The sequence below is a fragment of the Shewanella sp. SP1S2-4 genome (assembly GCF_031932075.1).
Classification (GTDB): domain Bacteria; phylum Pseudomonadota; class Gammaproteobacteria; order Enterobacterales; family Shewanellaceae; genus Shewanella; species Shewanella baltica.
On the sequence record NZ_JAUOET010000016.1, the window covers coordinates 85524 to 102226 of the forward strand.

The following is a 16703-nucleotide window of genomic DNA, read 5'->3' on the forward strand; positions in this document are numbered from 1 at the left end:
TTACAGTAAGGATGTTAAAAATGCGAAGTGCAAAAGGCGTGACAGCGTTTGGACTGATGTTGGCATTGATTAGCGGCGCGAGTATTGCGGCTCCGAATCATACGCCTGCTGATGCGGGTGTGATTAATAAAGATCGAATTTTATATTGGTTGATTAAACGTGGCGAAGTGGCCGCGGATGCCAGTGATAGCGTCAAGCAGGAAGCGATAGAAGCATATATTCATCGTGCCACTTTGGCTCAACCTAAGGCGCCGCGCATCGAAGTTGAAGCCGAACATGCGCGTCTGCAAAGAGCTAAGTCATCGCAAATGATGCGCTCACCCGCACAGCGTTTACTGGTTGATGCGGATGTAAAAAAAACCGTTAAAGTACTCTCTATATTAGTGGATTTTCCTGATTTAAAACATGATAACAATGGCTTAAGTGCGGGTGATACGGCCATGTATTACCCAAGTTATCCTGCGTCCCACTACAAGGCATTACTTTTTTCGACGACTGGCTTTAATGGTCCACAGGGGCAGACGTTAGATTCGGCTTATCAATATTATCAAGCGGTTTCAGGGCAAACCTTCTCCTTTACTGGGGATGTAAAGGGTTGGTATACCGCCTCACAAAATGCCGAATACTATGGTGCTAATGATCCAGATACTCGTAGTGATTCACAGGTCGAACAATTGGTAAAAGAAGCCGTATCTCAAGCCGTCGCGAATATGTCTCCTGCAGAGTTGGCTAGCTATGATGTTGAAGACCAAAATGACTTGAACAACAACGGTAATTACAACGAGCCCGATGGCATTATCGACCATGTGATGATTTTCCACTCTAGCATAGGTGAAGAAGCCGGTGGTGGAGCTTTAGGCGCGAGTGCAATTTGGTCGCATCGATTTTTTGTTGACCAAGCAACCAATGGCTATGCGCTTCCTGGTACGGATAAAAAAGTATTCGGTTATACCATTCAGCCTATCGATGCGGCCACGGGCGTGTGTACCCATGAGTTTGGCCATGATTTAGGTCTGCCAGATGAATACGATACCACTGAAAATGATAATAAAGACGGCTCGCCTGTAGGGTTATGGTCTTTGATGTCTGGTGGAAGTTGGGCTGGCGCTATCGCTGGTGCCCAGCCGAGTGGCTTTAGTCCCTATGCGCGCTCTTACCTACAGGAAAGATATAAAGGTAAGTGGTTGAATGAACGTGAAATCAGTTTAGATAGTATTCCAAAATCTGGCATGGATGTGACCTTGAATGAGGCGGTTAATCATCAGGCGGTTAACCAGATCTCCATTCCACTTCCTCCAACGCCAATCCCCTTTAAAACACCTTATCAGGGCAGTTATCAGTATTATTCTGGTCAAGGGGATATGCTGAATAACAGCATGAATTTCAATGTTACTTTGCCCGCAGTCACGACAGATAAACTGATCCTGAGTATGAAAGCCAGTTGGAGTATTGAACGTGACTATGACTACATGCAAGTGAAAGTGGATGGTGAGGCTATTGCGGGTAATTACACTAAGTTTAACAATGGGGTAAATAGCGCTCGTCATATTATTACTGGCGAGTCGTCTGCGATTGCTCAGGCGGAAGGCAATGATGCTTGGGTAACGTTAGAGTATGATTTATCTGCCTATTCAGGGAAAACGATTGCGGTCGAGATCAATTATGTCACCGATGACTATACCGGAGGGTCAGGGATCACCCTCGATAACATCAGCGTTAAACAAAATACCACTGAGTTCTATAGTGATAACGCCGAAGTTGCGGATAAAGTGACGTTCTATGGTTATAGTCGGATTAAGGACTCACGTCCTGGGCCAGCATCTCGCTATCTTATCCAACTGCGTAGCCATAACGGTGTCGATGCTGGCTTAAACGTGGCAAGTTTTGATCCTGGTGTATTAGTCTGGTTAGAAGATTTTGGTTACAGTGACAATAATGTCTCGGATCATGCGGGCCATGGCTTGATTGGCGTGATTGATGCTGACCAAAACCTGATTGGCACTCGCTCTACCGAGGTACAAATCCGCGATGCAGCCTTTAGCACAGTAAAACAAACCTTCTATGCAGGTGACAATAATCGCGATGCTGTCAGTTTATTTGATGATAGTCTAGATTACAGTGCGCCGCTACAACCCCAGTCAGGTATGGTATTGCAGCAGTTAGGTTTGACGATGCAGGTACTATCGCAAGCCAGTAATAACAGCACAGCGGTTATTCGGTTAGCAAATGCAAATTCTGATGCTGTAGCGCCGTTAACAGTCAGTTTTACTAATACAGTCAATCAATTAGTTGTAAACTTCACCAGTAATGTCAATGGTGGTGCGGGAGCATTAACCTACGCTTGGGATTTTGGTGATGGCACCACAAGTGCAGCGGCTTCGCCAACCCATACCTACGCAAGCGCAGGCTCTTATACTGTGACGCTTACAGTAACTGATGCGCAAAATACTAAAGATATTAGTAGTCTGACAGTGACCGTTACTGCACCAGTTACGCCGCCAGTCACACCTCCGGTGACTCCGCCGGCGAATGAAAGTTCTGGCGGTGGTAGTCTAGGTTGGTTGAGCCTTGCTTTCCTTGGCTTATTGACTTGGCGTCGTCAGTTAAATATTCGCTAAGTGAATCGCGTAATAGCAGATCAAAAATGCCTCTAATTTAGAGGCATTTTTATTTGTCATCAGTCATTAGTGCAGCTTTGGCTAAAGCTCGGATTCAAGCTTACGGATAGCTTGCTCGGCCGCAGGCAGAAAGATTTCACTGACGATCATTTCGTGTTCACCGTGATGAAAATAGCGGCGGCGTCCCCAGAGTTCATGTTCGACACTCTGATCTAAACTTTCGGCTAAATGCGCGAGGCGGCTACAGGTCTCAAAACTGGCGACTTCGATTCTGCCAGGGACAAAATGATCTTGGCTAAACAGTAGTTCACCTAAGGGGCGGGTGCCCAGCCCTAAAAAATCCGCTTGGCGCTCGGCCATTAACTTTTCGGGGATCAAGGTTCTGGCAAACACCCAAGGGATTGAGTCGAGGCAAAGTAACACTTCGCGGATCCATACTGAGCCTTGCTGGGGATATTCGCCATCTAAGGGCGCATGCAGTCCTTCGCCAAGGACTTTGACTTCAAATTGAGTGCAGCAAGTTTTGAGTTTTTGAGTTAGGCTGCCTGTAGCTAGCAACCATTCTTTCAAGGGCGATTTTGGGAGTTTGTCGGCTAGTTCGGCTGAAAACCACTGAATAGATTCACCATAGGGGAAGCTTAAGCTAGTCACATTCATTAAATACTCGTTACAATATAGGCAAACGTCGGCAGTTTAACATGTCGCGACACTAGCATATATACCCAAGCGACCTCCTGATACTGATCTGGCGTTTTCAGGTTGTTTGGCTATATAGATTGGGAAGTATTTTCCATCACCATGATTGTTTTTAGGGAGCCGCAAGTCGCTATGAAAAAATTACTCTCAGTCTGTCTGATCCTGTTTACCAGTGTTTTCAGTGTTTATGCGGCCGATGAAAAAGAAGCTGCACCCGCGGCAACACCTACGGGTGAATACGCCTACTATGGTTTTGAGCCCGAAATCGTCACTAACTACATTTCTAACCGTAAGAAATTAGGGTTTGTGAAGATCAGCGTCGAGTTAATGGTGAAGAGCCCCGATGATCTGGTCACTATTGAGCGTCACGATCCGCTATTACGCGCCGCGATTGTGGAAGTGTTAGGTAATCAATCGGAAGAAAAGATTAAGTCACTCACTGGCCGTGAAGAAATCCGTCGTGAGTGCTTCGATATGGTCAATAACTTGATCACTCAAGAAGCAGGTAAAGCATTGATTGTAAACTTACTCTTTACCTCTTATCTGTACGATTAATTCATTGTCTTATTCTATGGGCTGACTTATGTCGGCCCATTGCGTTACAAGAGCTGCTATGTCAAAACCTGCCGTTAAATCCGTTCCATCAGCGACTGCGAAAACCGCAACCCGCGCAGCGAGCCCCCGCCAAAAAGCTAACGCATCTAAGCAGGTTAAACCTGAAGGCAGGTCAAAGCCCAGCAAAGACAAACCTAGGGCTGAAATCAAAAAAGCCCTGCATCCGCGTAATGCCCACTTGAATGGCTATGATTTTCCGGCGCTAATCAGTGCATTCCCTCGGCTGAAAACCTTTGTTCGGCCCACGCCCTATGGCGCGTTGTCGATAGATTTTGCCGACCCCTTGGCAGTCAAAACCCTCAATGCGGCACTACTTAAACATCACTATGGGATTGGTTCTTGGGATATTCCTCAAGGAGCGTTATGTCCTCCTATCCCCGGTCGCGTCGATTATGTGCATTACGTGGCAGATCTGTTAGCCGAAGGCGATAAGTCATGTGCCATAAGTAAGGCGAGGGTATTAGATATTGGTACAGGCGCGAACGGTATTTATCCCATATTGGGCAGCCAAGTGTATGGCTGGCAATTTGTTGCCTCGGATATCAATGCCCATTCACTCACCAATGTGCAGAGTATTATCGAGCAAAACCCAGCGCTGCAAGGGCGGATAAGCTTACGATTACAGCCAGATGACAAGGCGGTCTTCAAGGGAGTAATCCAAGCCGAAGAGCGTTTTGAGTTAACCCTGTGTAATCCTCCATTTCATGCCTCTATGGCCGAGGCGAGCGAAGGTACAAAGCGTAAGGTGAATAATCTACAGCTTAATCGTGGGAGCTCAGTAAAGGCTGCACCTAAGCTGAATTTCGGCGGCCAAGCGGCAGAGCTTTGGTGCCAAGGCGGAGAGCGACAGTTCTTGGCGACTATGATCCGTGAGAGTCAGATGTTTGCAGACCAATGCCTGTGGTTCACTAGCCTAGTGTCGAAGCAAGAAAACCTGAAACCTTGTTATCAAGCCTTAGCACAGTTGAACGTCGATACAGTGAAGACGATTGAAATGCAGCAAGGCAATAAAATTACGCGGGTCTTAGCGTGGAGCTTTCAGTCGGCCGCTAAGCGCAAAATCTGGCGCGCTGAACACTTAGCCAATTAAGATTTTCAGTTTACTTAATAACAAAACAGGCGCCAATGGCGCCTGTTTTGATTAAAGGTAAAAATAACCACTGTTACTGCGGCTTTTCTTCCTGATGATCACGGCGGAATAACGCCCACTCTTCTATGGCTTCACCGTTTGGCAAGGTACAGATACCATGCTCACCTTCGGCGGTTTTCTCTATTACTAAGCTACCACCCTGAGAGATGCAATACTCAGAGGCCGGATTAGCAATCTTAACTTGCGCAGCAGGTTTTTCAGCTTCGCCGCAACCCACGAGTGCCACAGTTGCCAGCAGTAAAGTTGCAGCAAGCGGTAATAGGATTTTCATAGACACTCCGTGGTGACTTATTTGCGCCCTAGAATCCGCAGAATGCGTAGGAATAAGTTGATGATATCCATATACAAAGCGGCTGCGCTATCGATGGCATTATCTATGGTTTTCGGAATTTGATTCGCCCGTCCCCAGTCGTAACCTATATACCCGCAGAAAATCAGCACGACGATCCAATCTAAAATCCCGTGGTGGGTATTAAAGATAAACACTTCAATCAGTTCGACGACGATGACGAGCACCAAAGCAATCGTGAGTGCGCCGGAAATTTTTTGGAAAAAGGCGGGAAAGAGTGTGCCTAAACACATCATGGCAATGGTCACTAGGCCTGTGATTCGAATGGCTTCCGTCACTAACTCAGGGTCGTATTGACTGACTACCATATTGATAATTAAGCCGAAGGGGACGACTACAAAGTTGTAGCCAATAAAGCTGACGATGGGATTACTCGATTTTTGAAACAAATAAATCCCGAAGAAACAGGAGGCAAAATAGCCGATAAAGAAAATCCAAGGATTAACGCTGGCAATCGCTTCTGGGTCGATATTGGTGACCATCCAATAGTTAACCGCAAAACCCCAAATCAGCGTGAGGCCGATAACGAGGTTGTACATACCTGCGCCAACGATGGGATCGTCTGTTGTCATACGATCAAATACACTGTTTTCCGAATCCATATGTTTTCCTTGTGATTTCCTTATGTTAACTGGTCGTTCAGCCTCACCAGCGTCGAGCTAAGTTAAGGCAAGTAAAGCCGTTTTTCAAGCGAGAATATCTTAAGCCTGAGTACCACAGACACTGCAGTTGCTGTGTTTCGGTAGTTTCATCTCACGAAACTCCATCGTCATCGCATCGATCATCAAAATGCGGCCCGCTAAGGTTTTACCCATACCAGTGATCACCTTGATGGCTTCAACCGCCTGCAAGCAACCTATCATGCCGACGACCGGGGCTAGGATGCCCGACTCGACGCAGCTGAGTTGTTGCTCGCCAAATAGGGCGCTAAAGCAATGATAACAAGGTGTTTCGCTGTGATAATCGAACACAGTGACCATGCCTTCCATCCGAATTGCCGCCGCGGACACTAAGGGCACTTTATGCTTAAAACAGCTGAGGTTGAGTTGTTCGCGCACACTGACATTATCGGTGCAGTCGAGCACTAGATTGTGATTGGCGACAAGGGCGTCAATCTCATGATCATCTAATACTGCATTGATAATGTTGATCTTAATAAAGGGATTGAGCTGGCTCAGGCTCTGTTTGGCCGATTCGACTTTTGGCTGGCCGACATTGGCATCTTGATGCAGCACTTGGCGCTGCAGGTTAGAGAGTTCAACGTGATCAAAATCGACCAAGGTCAGCTCGCCAATCCCCGCAACTGCGAGGTATTGGCTGGCGGCGCAGCCTAATCCGCCTGCACCTATCATCAACACTTTCGCTTGTTTTAGGTGTTCTTGGCCGTCGATATCCATGGCTTTGATGGAGATCTGACGGCTGTATCTTAAGAGTTCGCTGTCGCTGAGAATATCGTCAGGCACATTCATTGAGATTTTCCTAGCAGAGCACGCTGTTAAAGGGCTCGACCGTCACTTGCGTGCCAGCGGCAGTATCCCCTTGGAATTGTTCCAATAAAACGAAACAGTTCGCTAGGCTCATTGAGGTCAACATGCCAGAACCTTGGCTACCAGTAATGGCAACCTCGAGTTTGCCCTGTGCATTACGGCTTAAAATGCCCCGTTGATATTCGACGCGGCCCGGTTGTTTACGCACTGGCGTGGTGAGAGTGGCGTCCAACATCAAAGGCTCGACTGGGGTTAAACCTTGCATCTTGTTCAGTATTGGCCAAACGAGTTTGTAAAACGTCACCATAGAAGACACGGGATTGCCCGGTAAACCACAGAATACCGCCTTGCCAATTTTGCCCATGGCAAAGGGCTTGCCTGGTTTGATGGCGAGTTTCCAGAAGGTGATTTTACCTTCTTCATCGAGAATTTGTTTTGTGAAATCCGCTTCGCCGACGGACACGCCGCCCGAGGTTAGCACCATGTCTGCTTGGCTGGCGGCTTGGCGAAATGCCTGACGTATGGCTTCAGGATCATCGGCAATCACGCCTAAATCGAGCCATTCAACATTAGCGCGGCTGAGTAAACCTTGAATCGAGTAACGGTTTGAATCGTAAATTTGCCCCGGCGCGAGTTCGCTGCCAACAGGACGCAGTTCGTCACCCGTGGAGAAAAACGCCACCTTAAGTTGACGATAGACTCGCACTTGGCTGATACCAATAGTGGCCAATACGCCGAGTTCGGCAGCGCCAATTTGAATACCAGCAGTAAGTACTTTAGTGCCTTGGGTCAGCTCTTCGCCACGACAACGCACATTGGCACCTTGCGCCTTAGGATGGCGAATATGAATAATCTCACCTTCAACTTCGGCTTCTTCCTGCATTTGTACTGTGTCATAACCCGCAGGCACGGGCGCGCCCGTCATGATCCGTATGCAAGTATTAGGTTTGGCTTCACCTTCAAAACCATGGCCGGCGAACGAAGTGCCGATAAGGCGTAATGAGGTGTGATTGGTTTGCGTATTCAAGTCGACAAAACGGAAGGCGTAACCGTCCATGGAGGAGTTGTCGAAGGGTGGCAGGTCGATGCAGGAAGCGAGATCTTCTGCAAGGACGCGGCCAAGGGCATGGGGAAGCAATACGACTTCGGTGTCTGACACTGGGCTAACTTGTTCGAGCAAAAGGGGAATAGCTTGATCTGGATGCATTAAGCTAGGTTGCGAACAAGGATCGGCTGTTACGGACATGAGGGTCTGCCTTATATGCAATGGGTCGTGATGACGCTGAATGAATTTCCACCTGACTATGATTGGCTATTATGCCACGGTGATCGGTGATGGCTATGATTTGCATGTGAGTTTCTGTGATAGGCCAGTCAGTTTTTCCTGCCACTTTGGATGATAACCTAGCAAGAAGTAACGCAATTTGCGCAGCTAAGTCGAAGGCTGAACGCGAGTCGCTGGACAAATGAAAATCATTTTTATCAATGAATCATTAACTTAGCTAAAAATCTAAAGGTAAATTTTGTTGCTTTTGTCGACCCCCTTGATGACAATGTGCCCCATGATTCAGTTCGAATGCAAAAGAGGATTTACTATGCTGTCAGCCACTATGATCGAAAAGTTGAATGAACAAATTAATATGGAGTTCTTCTCCTCAAATTTATACCTGCAAATGAGCGCATGGTGTGAAGATCAGGGATTTGAAGGTGCAGCTAAGTTTATGCGTGAGCACGCGGACGAAGAGATGGGCCATATGCGTCGTCTGTTCACTTATGTGAGTGAAACCGGTGGCTTACCTTTGTTAGGGGCGATCGAAGCGCCGCAGTCACAGTTTAGTTCTTTACTGGCTCTGTTCGAACTCACCTATGAACATGAGCAGTTGATCACTAGTCAGATTAATGCCTTGGCCCATGCCGCCTTTTCGAATCAAGACTACTCAACCTTCAACTTCCTGCAATGGTATGTGGCCGAGCAGCACGAAGAAGAAAAGCTGTTCAAGTCGATTGTCGATAAGATACGTTTAGTGGGTGAAGATGGTAAGGCGCTGTTCTTTATTGATAAAGATTTAGCTAAGTTAGCCTCTAAGGGCGGCGAAAGCATAATGAACGGTCAAGGCCAACCACAGGCTTAAGTCCGTTTTATTTGCCACAAAAAAGCAGCCTAGGCTGCTTTTTTGTTCTTTATCATTTTATTTTTTATAAGCTTAGATATTCACACAACTATCTTGGTAATCATGATTGAGCAGTGCTGTGTGCTTGATGTGCAGCAAGGGCGTGATCTCGTCGAAGGGCAGTGGTTTAGAGATCAAATATCCTTGGGCAAAGTGGCAACCTAGATCCCGCAGGAAGTGCCACTGGGCCTCGGTTTCTATGCCTTCGGCCACTAACTCCATTTCGAGACTTTGCCCCATCATGACGATAGCTTTGACTAAGTTAGCATTAGCGTTACTTTCGAGGGCATTTTCCACAAAGCTACGATCGATTTTAATCACTGAAATCGGGAATTTTTTCAAATAACTCAGGGAAGAATAACCTGTGCCGAAATCATCGATATAGATTTGCGAGCCTAAATGGCGAATCGATTCGAGCGTGCTCAAGCAATGGCTGGCATCGCCCATCAGCATGCTCTCAGTGATCTCAATATGCACATTGCGTGGGTTTACATGGTGGCGGTTAAAGCATTCCTGCAGCACTTGGTCGAATCCCATGCCGCGGGTGTTGATGCATTGGCGACCGGAAACATTAATCGCGACATTGATTTTTAAGCCACTTTTTTGCCACTGCCTGAGATCATGCATGGCTTGGTTGAGCACCCATTCGCCCATAGGTTCTATCAGTCCGGTTTCTTCGGCCAGCGGGATAAATTGATCCGGTGGGATCAGGCCAAAGTCGGGGTCTTGCCAGCGGATAAGGGCTTCGACGCTGCAGACGACTCCAGTTTGCATATCCACTATGGGTTGATAATGCAGGGCAAATTCATTTTGTGCCACGGCGCGGCGCAGGCGTTGCTCTAATTCCATCCGGGCGAACATGGCTTGATTCATACCCGCGGTGAAGTATTTGAAATTGTTCCGTCCCGCATCTTTAGCTTGATACATGGCGGTTTCGGTATTGCGGGTGAGTGAGCTGACATCGAGGCCATCTTCGGGATAGACGCCGATACCAAAGCTGGCTGAAATCTGGATCTCGCGGTCATTTAAGTCAAACGGCATGCCCAAGGTTTCGATAATACGCGTTGCCATGTGTTCGATGGCGAGTTCGTTGGTCAGTCGTGGCAGAATAAGTACAAATTCATCACCCCCGATGCGGGCGATAAAGTCGGTTTTACCCGCAATGCCTTCTAAGCGTTTGGCCACATCTTTAAGTAATAGGTCGCCAGTGGCATGGCCTTGCACATCGTTGATGTATTTGAATTGGTCCAAATCTATCAGCAGAATCGCCAGTTTGCGTGAGTCATGCTGCGCCACATGGATTTCGTGCTGCAGGCGCTCATTAAACAACTTACGGTTAGGCAGCCCCGTTAACGCATCGAAGTTGGCTTGATACCAAAGATCTTGCTCATATTGTTTACGTTTACTGATATCCATAAATAAACCAATGTGTTGGATTATTTGCCCCTGCTCATTTCGCACCACAGTAATGGCTAAATACTCGGGATACACTTGGCCATTTTTGCGCTTATTCCAAACCTCACCCTCCCATTTTCCTTCTGTTTGCAGCGACTCCCACATGGTGGTGTAAAAGTGCTGCGAATGACGGCTAGAACTGAGGATGGATGGACTGCGGCCTTTCACCTCTTCCAATGTATAGCCAGTAATATTGCAGAAAGCCGGATTGACCAGTTCGATATGGTTGTCGGCATCAGTCACCATTATGCCCTCGGCAGAATAGTCAAATACCGCAGCGGCGCGGGTGAGGGCATGGTTTGCCTTCTGCCGTTCGCTGATCATCCGGTTCATGGCGCGAGCCATGCGAGCCAGTTCATCGGTACCTGAGACGCGAATATTGATATTGAGCTTGGGATCTTCCGCCATTTGCTGCATATCATTGGCAATCTTAGTGATTTTATCCATAAAGTTGCGAATGATCTTCTGTCCGAGCCAGAGTGTAACGGTTGCGGTGAACAGGGCTGATAACAAGTACAGACCGAGGAAGGTCAGGGCTTGGTTTTGTTGAAACTCGCTCTGTTGCGCCATGGTTTGGGTGATGCCTTTGGCGAGTTGATGCAGTTGTTCAATACGCTGGGTGGTGAGCGCCCACCATTTTTGGCTGTCAATCGGATGTGGCGGCATTAGCAACTGTGTCATCGCTTGGCTTAACTTGTCCTCACTGGCTGGGACTTGCGCAATGGCGTTGATCTCCGCCATCGGCAAGCCTTGCTGCTTCAGTTGCTGCAGCTTGGCCATGCTGAATTGGTATTGATCTATGCTGTCCTCAAGGGTTTTCAGCGCTGGCTTAAATTCGGGAAGAAAGCGGGTCTCGTGATTAAGTTCATCTAAGTTGAGATGAATCGTCGCCAGCGCGCTATTAAATTTTTGCAGTGAAACGTCATCGCCCTTCAGCAGATAGTCCTGAAAACTCCCCATTAAGCCACCGTAACCTAAGTTGGCATTAATATTCTGTGCCAGTGCGCTAATGCGGGTTTGCTGCTCAATTTGTTGGCTTATCTGCAGAATACGTTGATTCTCTGGCGAATCTTGTAGGTTTTGCAGTAACGATTTTCTATCGGAAATCGCTGCATTGCTCGCGTGCATCACAGCTCGGCCATATTCATACATGAAGGAGCCTATGGTGCGGTAATCATTCAGATTGAGTGAGTCGCTGAGCAGCAAATGATTAATTGCGCTACGTTCTTTTACGGCGAGTTCCTGCACCATTAGCAGGTTCAATAAATCGGTATAAGCGCGGGATTGGCTGATTTCGTTGGTCTGTAACTGCAATAGTTGAATGAGCTGCAACAGCTGAGTGTGCAGTTGACTATAGAGGTCAGTAAACGGGCTTTGTGTTTCGCTCGCAAGGGTTTGGCGTGCGTTGGCGAGTCTGTGGCCCGTGAGTGTGATGGCATCTAATAATGCGTTCATCTGACTGGCTTCAATACTCTTAGGATCGAGCGACTCACTGAGGTGGGCTAAAGGTTCACTGTTAAGTAACGTATCGAGAGCTTTGGAGGTCGCCTGTTGTTGCGTGACTAGCGCGTTATCGGTGGGCAGTTGGTTGGTGCTCAGACCATATTCATTCTGCAACTGATACAGTAATTCGGTGATGTGTACCGTCGCCTGCACCGCAAGATGGTTGTGCTTGGCCGAGTGTGATTCATTTATTAAGCCATGCATGCGAGTCAGAATAAAAAAACTCATCATCAACAGGGGGACAAGCGAAAACAGAATGAGCTTTTGCTTCAAACTGAGGTGGTGTAGCGCTGACGGCATTAAAGATCACTCCACTCGTTCGCCTAGTCAAAAAAGAAATTCAACGTCATCACGTTGAACTTGAGTTGAAAATGGAACTAGGCACAGGGTGAGAATATTTAACATAGGCGGCCAGTCACCGCGACCTTTAGTTTATGGATATCTAATCTAGGTCACGAAATTAAGCAGATTGTTATATATCGAGCTAAGCAACTATTTTTATTAGTGTATTTTTTGCCTATCAAACAAACATTTCATTTGTCTGTGATGTGACACAGTATTTTGTTATTCGAAAGAATGGCTTTATTTATTGCCCTTATGGGCGTTGATTCAGGGAATGGTATAACCGGTGGGTTAAGCGATGTTGGACTGCAAATAAAGCCCAATAAAAAGGACGTTTGCCGCAGCGAAACGTCCCTTCGTCTTAAATTAATGACCTAAGTTTAGGCCATTGAAGTCTGACTTAACCGACCTTAGCCAATAACGATTTACGGTAGACCACTATGTCTTCAATCGTCAGCACTGGCATATTGTGCAGCGCACCGAAGGCGATAATTTCGGGTAAACGCGCCATAGTACCGTCTGGGTTAGTGACTTCACACAATACACCTGCGGGTTTTAAGCCAGCGAGTTGCACTAAATCGATCGTGCCTTCGGTATGGCCGCGGCGAGTTAACACGCCGCCCGGTTGGGCGCGAAGTGGATACACATGGCCAGGGCGAGCGAGATCGCTTGGCTTAGCGTTGTCGGCAATCGCGGCTTTAATGGTGGTCACGCGGTCAGCGGCAGAAACCCCAGTCGTTACACCGACAGTTGCTTCAATACTTACAGTGAAAGCCGTGCCGTATTGGCTCGAGTTGTGCTCGACCATAGCAGGCAGTTCGAGGGCTTTGACTTTTTCATCGGGTAAACACAGGCAAACAATACCGCTACATTCACGGATGAGCATGGCCATTTGGGCGTTCGTCAGCGTCTCGGCAGCGAAAATTAAATCGCCTTCGTTTTCTCTATCTTCGTCATCGACCACTAACACACCTTGGCCTTGACGCAGGGCATTAAGACCCGCTTCAACGCGTTCGATAGCAGTACCAAAAGGAGCAAGTAAAGACTGATTCATGGTTAATATCCTTAAAAAATACGACATTGGAATATCCAGAATCAGGGCGTGCAGAAATACAACCTAATCAAACCTAATGGCTCGATTTTGCTGTAGCAATATCACTTCACTTGGGGTGAAGTTATTGCAAAACATGAGGCTAACACTGCAATACATAAGCGCGTTGCACTTAAATACCACAAGGTGTTGTCTTACATTCTCTTCCATCCGGACTCAGCACTGTCGCCATTAAAGCAAACAGTCCATTACCGTCGGCTCTGGAATAGTCAGTTTTGCACTAGGCAAAATCTAAGGCACCAGATCTGCTGACCCCGAAAGTGATTTCGGGCGCTCGCGGGCTTTGGGGATGCTCAGTAAAATAATCACTTAGCGTTACCCATTTACCGCCGGTGGGGAGTTTCACCCCGCCCTGAGAATTTGCTTTTGAGCCGTTTGCGCTCAAAAACGCGGTTATGTTGCTCTTATTTACCGCGAATGGCAACTTCTCGCGTTCAATGTTTGCGCTAGTGCACACCTGACCACTATCATATTGAACACATAAGCTTATTGACTTGCCGTTGCATTCTGCGACGGTCGTTATGGACGTCACAAGGACGTATAAATGCGATCTCTGCTGCTAACTTTAGGTATTGCCATGTTGTTATCCGCTTGTTCGACCTCAAAAGGGCAAGTACCCGCCCCAGTTGCTGAAAAAATTCCCCATCTGATGACCTTGCATGGCGTAACGCGCACCGATGATTACTATTGGCTGCGTGACGATGAACGCAAAGATCCTAAAGTGTTGGCCCATCTCGAAGCTGAGAATCGCTACACTGCGGCTTATTTCAAACCCTTAAAGCCGCTGCAAGATGGCCTTTTTAAAGAGTTAACTGAGCGCTTAGTTGCCGATGAGTCAAGCGTGCCCTACCAATGGCACCAGCACAGCTATTACAGTCGTTATAAAGAAGGCGGCGAATATCCGCTAATCAGCCGTAAGGGCGCCGATGGCATTGAGCAAGTGATGCTCGATGTGAATGAGCGAGCTAAGGGCCATGAGTTTTATGGCTTAGGCGGCGCCAGTGTTAGCCCTGATGAAACCATGTTGGCCTTTGGTGAAGACGTCCTCAGCCGCCGTGTGTACCACATCTATTTTAAAGATTTGGCCTCGGGCAACATGATCGTCGACGTGCTTGAAAACACCGAAGGTCGGGTGGTGTGGGCGAACGACAACAAACATGTGTTCTATATCGCCAAAGATTTGCAGACCTTACTTGGCTACCAAGTGTATCGCCATGAGCTGGGCACTAAGCAATCGAGCGACGTGTTAGTGTATGAAGAACAAGACGATTCCTTTTATATCTCGCTTGGCAAAACCTTAGATGAGTCACAAATTGTGTTGTTCCAAGAGAGCACCACAACGAGCGAAGTGTCAGTGCTCGATGCCAGCGAACCACTGGGTTTATTCAAGCCAGTGTTAGCGCGGGAAGAAGGCCACGAATACAGCGTGTCTAAGCTGGGTGATACTTATTACATTCTCACCAACTGGCAGGCGACTAACTTCCGTTTGATGAAAGTCGCCATCAAAGATGCGGCGGACAAATCTAAGTGGCAAGAAGTGGTTGCGCATAACCCCAATGCCCGTATTGAAGACGAGTTAGTACTCAAGGATTATCTGATTATTCAGACCCGCGAAAATGGCCTGACGCGAATTAAAGTGATGCCGTTCAATGGTCAAAAGCCTTTCGAACTGAGTTTTGATGAACCTGCCTATGTGATGGGTTTAGATGTTAATTCTCAGCAAGACAGCAATAAGTTACGCATTTTCTACTCTAGTCTGACAACGCCAGAAGCCGTATACGAATATTCGCTAGTGAATCCCGATAGACGGGATTTATTGAAACAAGATCAAGTCTTAGGCGGCTTCGATGCCAGCCAATATCGTGCTGAACGTGTGTTTATCACCGCCCGTGATGGCGTAAAAGTGCCGGTTTCTTTGGTGTATCGTAAAGATAAATTCAACAAAGACGGCACTAACCCTCTGTATCAATACGGTTATGGATCTTACGGTTACACAGTGGAACCCGATTTTTCTTCATCCGTTATCAGTCTGCTTGATCGTGGTTTTGTGTATGCCATCGCCCATGTACGCGGCTCAGAAATGCTCGGCCGTCCTTGGTATGACGACGGTAAACTGTTGAATAAGCAAAACACCTTTAATGATTTTATCGATGTAACCACGGCATTAACGGCGCAAGGTTATGGCGATAAAAACAAGGTTGTCGCCTCTGGCGGCAGCGCGGGTGGTTTGCTAATGGGCGCGATTGCTAACCAAGCGCCGGACAAGTATTTCGCCCTTGCAGCCCATGTACCTTTTGTTGATGTGGTGACGACTATGCTGGACGAGTCGATTCCGTTGACGACCAATGAGTACGACGAGTGGGGCAATCCGAACGAGAAAACTTACTTTGATTACATGTTGAGTTACTCGCCCTACGACAATGTCACCGAGCAAGAATACCCACACATGTTAGTGACGACGGGTTTGCATGACTCGCAAGTGCAGTATTTTGAACCCGCCAAGTGGGTCGCTAAGCTGCGCGATGTTAAAAACCAATGGTACAAGAGCGACGATAAAGTCTTGTTACTTAACGTGGATATGGAAGCCGGCCACGGTGGTAAGAGTGGTCGCTATCGCCAATACCAAGACACAGCCCAAGAATATGCGTTCTTCTTGAGTCTGTTAGGTATGGCGAAGTAGGTCATTCGCAAGTGACCGAATCAGCCGTCAGCCTAGGCAATACGGACATAGGCGCTTTACAGCAACATGAGTCACTGGGGGCAGACACACTTGCCCCAGTGACTAGCGCTGTCGCCACGACAGAAGATGCGCTGAATCCCGTACCATTAAATTCTGCACCTCTGAAGCCTACACCCATAAAGTCATCATCCCTCTGGTACTTGTATGTCGTCCGCTGCGCCAACGGGCATTTATACACTGGCGTCACTACAGATGTCACACGACGCTTTAGCGAGCATCAATCGGGTGGTATCAAATCCGCTAAGTATCTGCGGGGTAAAGGTCCATTAACACTGATGTATCAAGAGCAGGTTGGCAGTCATGGCGATGCACTGCGACGTGAGATCGCAGTTAAAAAGTTAAGCCGTAGTCAAAAGCTGGCATTGATTGAGTCAGGGCGTGGATTACTAGAGCGTTAACACCGCATCATACTTGTTCTGTGACGAGGAATGATTAAGCACTGTCATTCCAGTGACTCGCAGCAAGT

At 47.5% G+C, this 16703-nt stretch carries 13 protein-coding genes and 1 riboswitch; of the genes, 6 read left to right on the plus strand and 7 right to left on the minus strand.

Translation table 11 applies throughout. The features are described 5' to 3' along the window. Positions 1-20: 20 nt before the first annotated feature. The gene (locus Q4Q52_RS14975; protein ID WP_311990971.1) at positions 21-2618 is read left to right on the plus strand and encodes an immune inhibitor A domain-containing protein; all 2598 of its coding nucleotides are present in this window, start codon (positions 21-23) and stop codon (positions 2616-2618) included. 81 nt (positions 2619-2699) lie between these two features. On the opposite strand, the gene Q4Q52_RS14980 is transcribed toward Q4Q52_RS14975, so the two are convergent. Continuing rightward, a complete protein-coding gene (locus Q4Q52_RS14980) occupies positions 2700-3275 on the minus strand; it encodes a chorismate lyase (protein WP_107946211.1) in 576 nt (191 codons plus the stop codon). A gap of 171 nt (positions 3276-3446) precedes the next feature. On the opposite strand from Q4Q52_RS14980, the gene Q4Q52_RS14985 reads away from it, so the two are divergent. Both Q4Q52_RS14985 and rlmF read left to right on the plus strand, forming a co-directional pair. Then, positions 3447-3869 carry a flagellar basal body-associated protein FliL gene (locus Q4Q52_RS14985; RefSeq protein ID WP_107946212.1) on the plus strand — a complete coding sequence of 141 codons (423 nt, stop codon included), beginning with the start codon at positions 3447-3449 and terminating at the stop codon, positions 3867-3869. Between the two features lie 58 nt (positions 3870-3927). Then, positions 3928-5019 (plus strand): 23S rRNA (adenine(1618)-N(6))-methyltransferase RlmF, encoded by a 1092-nt coding sequence (rlmF, locus tag Q4Q52_RS14990; RefSeq protein ID WP_311990972.1) that lies wholly within the window; start codon positions 3928-3930, stop codon positions 5017-5019. 73 nt (positions 5020-5092) lie between these two features. On the opposite strand, the gene Q4Q52_RS14995 is transcribed toward rlmF, so the two are convergent. From Q4Q52_RS14995 to moeA, 4 genes are all read right to left on the minus strand, one after another. Continuing rightward, positions 5093-5350, minus strand: coding sequence for a DUF333 domain-containing protein (locus Q4Q52_RS14995; protein WP_311990973.1), 258 nt, complete (start codon positions 5348-5350; stop codon positions 5093-5095). Between the two features lie 17 nt (positions 5351-5367). Continuing rightward, the gene (locus tag Q4Q52_RS15000) at positions 5368-6030 is read right to left on the minus strand and encodes a Bax inhibitor-1 family protein (RefSeq protein WP_259515998.1); all 663 of its coding nucleotides are present in this window, start codon (positions 6028-6030) and stop codon (positions 5368-5370) included. Between the two features lie 99 nt (positions 6031-6129). Continuing rightward, positions 6130-6897 (minus strand): molybdopterin-synthase adenylyltransferase MoeB, encoded by a 768-nt coding sequence (gene moeB / locus Q4Q52_RS15005; protein WP_311990974.1) that lies wholly within the window; start codon positions 6895-6897, stop codon positions 6130-6132. A 10-nt stretch (positions 6898-6907) separates the two neighbouring features. Next, positions 6908-8161 carry a molybdopterin molybdotransferase MoeA gene (gene moeA / locus Q4Q52_RS15010; RefSeq protein WP_311990975.1) on the minus strand — a complete coding sequence of 418 codons (1254 nt, stop codon included), beginning with the start codon at positions 8159-8161 and terminating at the stop codon, positions 6908-6910. 349 nt (positions 8162-8510) lie between these two features. On the opposite strand from moeA, the gene ftnA reads away from it, so the two are divergent. Next, positions 8511-9047, plus strand: coding sequence for a non-heme ferritin (ftnA, locus tag Q4Q52_RS15015; RefSeq protein WP_006083664.1), 537 nt, complete (start codon positions 8511-8513; stop codon positions 9045-9047). Positions 9048-9119: 72 nt separating this feature from the next. On the opposite strand, the gene Q4Q52_RS15020 is transcribed toward ftnA, so the two are convergent. Continuing rightward, a complete protein-coding gene (locus tag Q4Q52_RS15020) occupies positions 9120-12344 on the minus strand; it encodes an EAL domain-containing protein (RefSeq protein ID WP_311990976.1) in 3225 nt (1074 codons plus the stop codon). Positions 12345-12786: 442 nt separating this feature from the next. Further along, on the minus strand, positions 12787-13440 hold the full coding sequence (ribB, locus tag Q4Q52_RS15025) for a 3,4-dihydroxy-2-butanone-4-phosphate synthase (protein WP_006083662.1): 654 nt from the start codon (positions 13438-13440) through the stop codon (positions 12787-12789). 191 nt (positions 13441-13631) lie between these two features. Then, positions 13632-13861, minus strand: a riboswitch (FMN riboswitch). A 180-nt stretch (positions 13862-14041) separates the two neighbouring features. On the opposite strand from ribB, the gene Q4Q52_RS15030 reads away from it, so the two are divergent. Further along, complete coding sequence (locus Q4Q52_RS15030; RefSeq protein WP_311990977.1) at positions 14042-16177, plus strand: S9 family peptidase; 2136 nt, start codon at positions 14042-14044, stop codon at positions 16175-16177. Between the two features lie 11 nt (positions 16178-16188). Further along, a complete protein-coding gene (locus Q4Q52_RS15035) occupies positions 16189-16635 on the plus strand; it encodes a GIY-YIG nuclease family protein (RefSeq protein WP_311990978.1) in 447 nt (148 codons plus the stop codon). The last annotated feature ends 68 nt before the right edge of the window (positions 16636-16703 follow it).

Coding starts and splice junctions, on each gene's coding strand:
- Q4Q52_RS14985 (WP_107946212.1), top strand. CDS start 3,447: ATGAAAAAATTACTCTCAGTCTGTCTGATCCTGTTTACCAGTGTTTTC.
- Q4Q52_RS15030 (WP_311990977.1), top strand. CDS start 14,042: ATGCGATCTCTGCTGCTAACTTTAGGTATTGCCATGTTGTTATCCGCT.
- ftnA (WP_006083664.1), top strand. CDS start 8,511: ATGCTGTCAGCCACTATGATCGAAAAGTTGAATGAACAAATTAATATG.
- Q4Q52_RS14975 (WP_311990971.1), top strand. CDS start 21: ATGCGAAGTGCAAAAGGCGTGACAGCGTTTGGACTGATGTTGGCATTG.
- moeB (WP_311990974.1), bottom strand. CDS start 6,897: ATGAATGTGCCTGACGATATTCTCAGCGACAGCGAACTCTTAAGATAC.
- Q4Q52_RS14980 (WP_107946211.1), bottom strand. CDS start 3,275: ATGAATGTGACTAGCTTAAGCTTCCCCTATGGTGAATCTATTCAGTGG.
- Q4Q52_RS15000 (WP_259515998.1), bottom strand. CDS start 6,030: ATGGATTCGGAAAACAGTGTATTTGATCGTATGACAACAGACGATCCC.
- moeA (WP_311990975.1), bottom strand. CDS start 8,161: ATGTCCGTAACAGCCGATCCTTGTTCGCAACCTAGCTTAATGCATCCA.
- ribB (WP_006083662.1), bottom strand. CDS start 13,440: ATGAATCAGTCTTTACTTGCTCCTTTTGGTACTGCTATCGAACGCGTT.
- Q4Q52_RS15020 (WP_311990976.1), bottom strand. CDS start 12,344: ATGCCGTCAGCGCTACACCACCTCAGTTTGAAGCAAAAGCTCATTCTG.
- rlmF (WP_311990972.1), top strand. CDS start 3,928: ATGTCAAAACCTGCCGTTAAATCCGTTCCATCAGCGACTGCGAAAACC.
- Q4Q52_RS14995 (WP_311990973.1), bottom strand. CDS start 5,350: ATGAAAATCCTATTACCGCTTGCTGCAACTTTACTGCTGGCAACTGTG.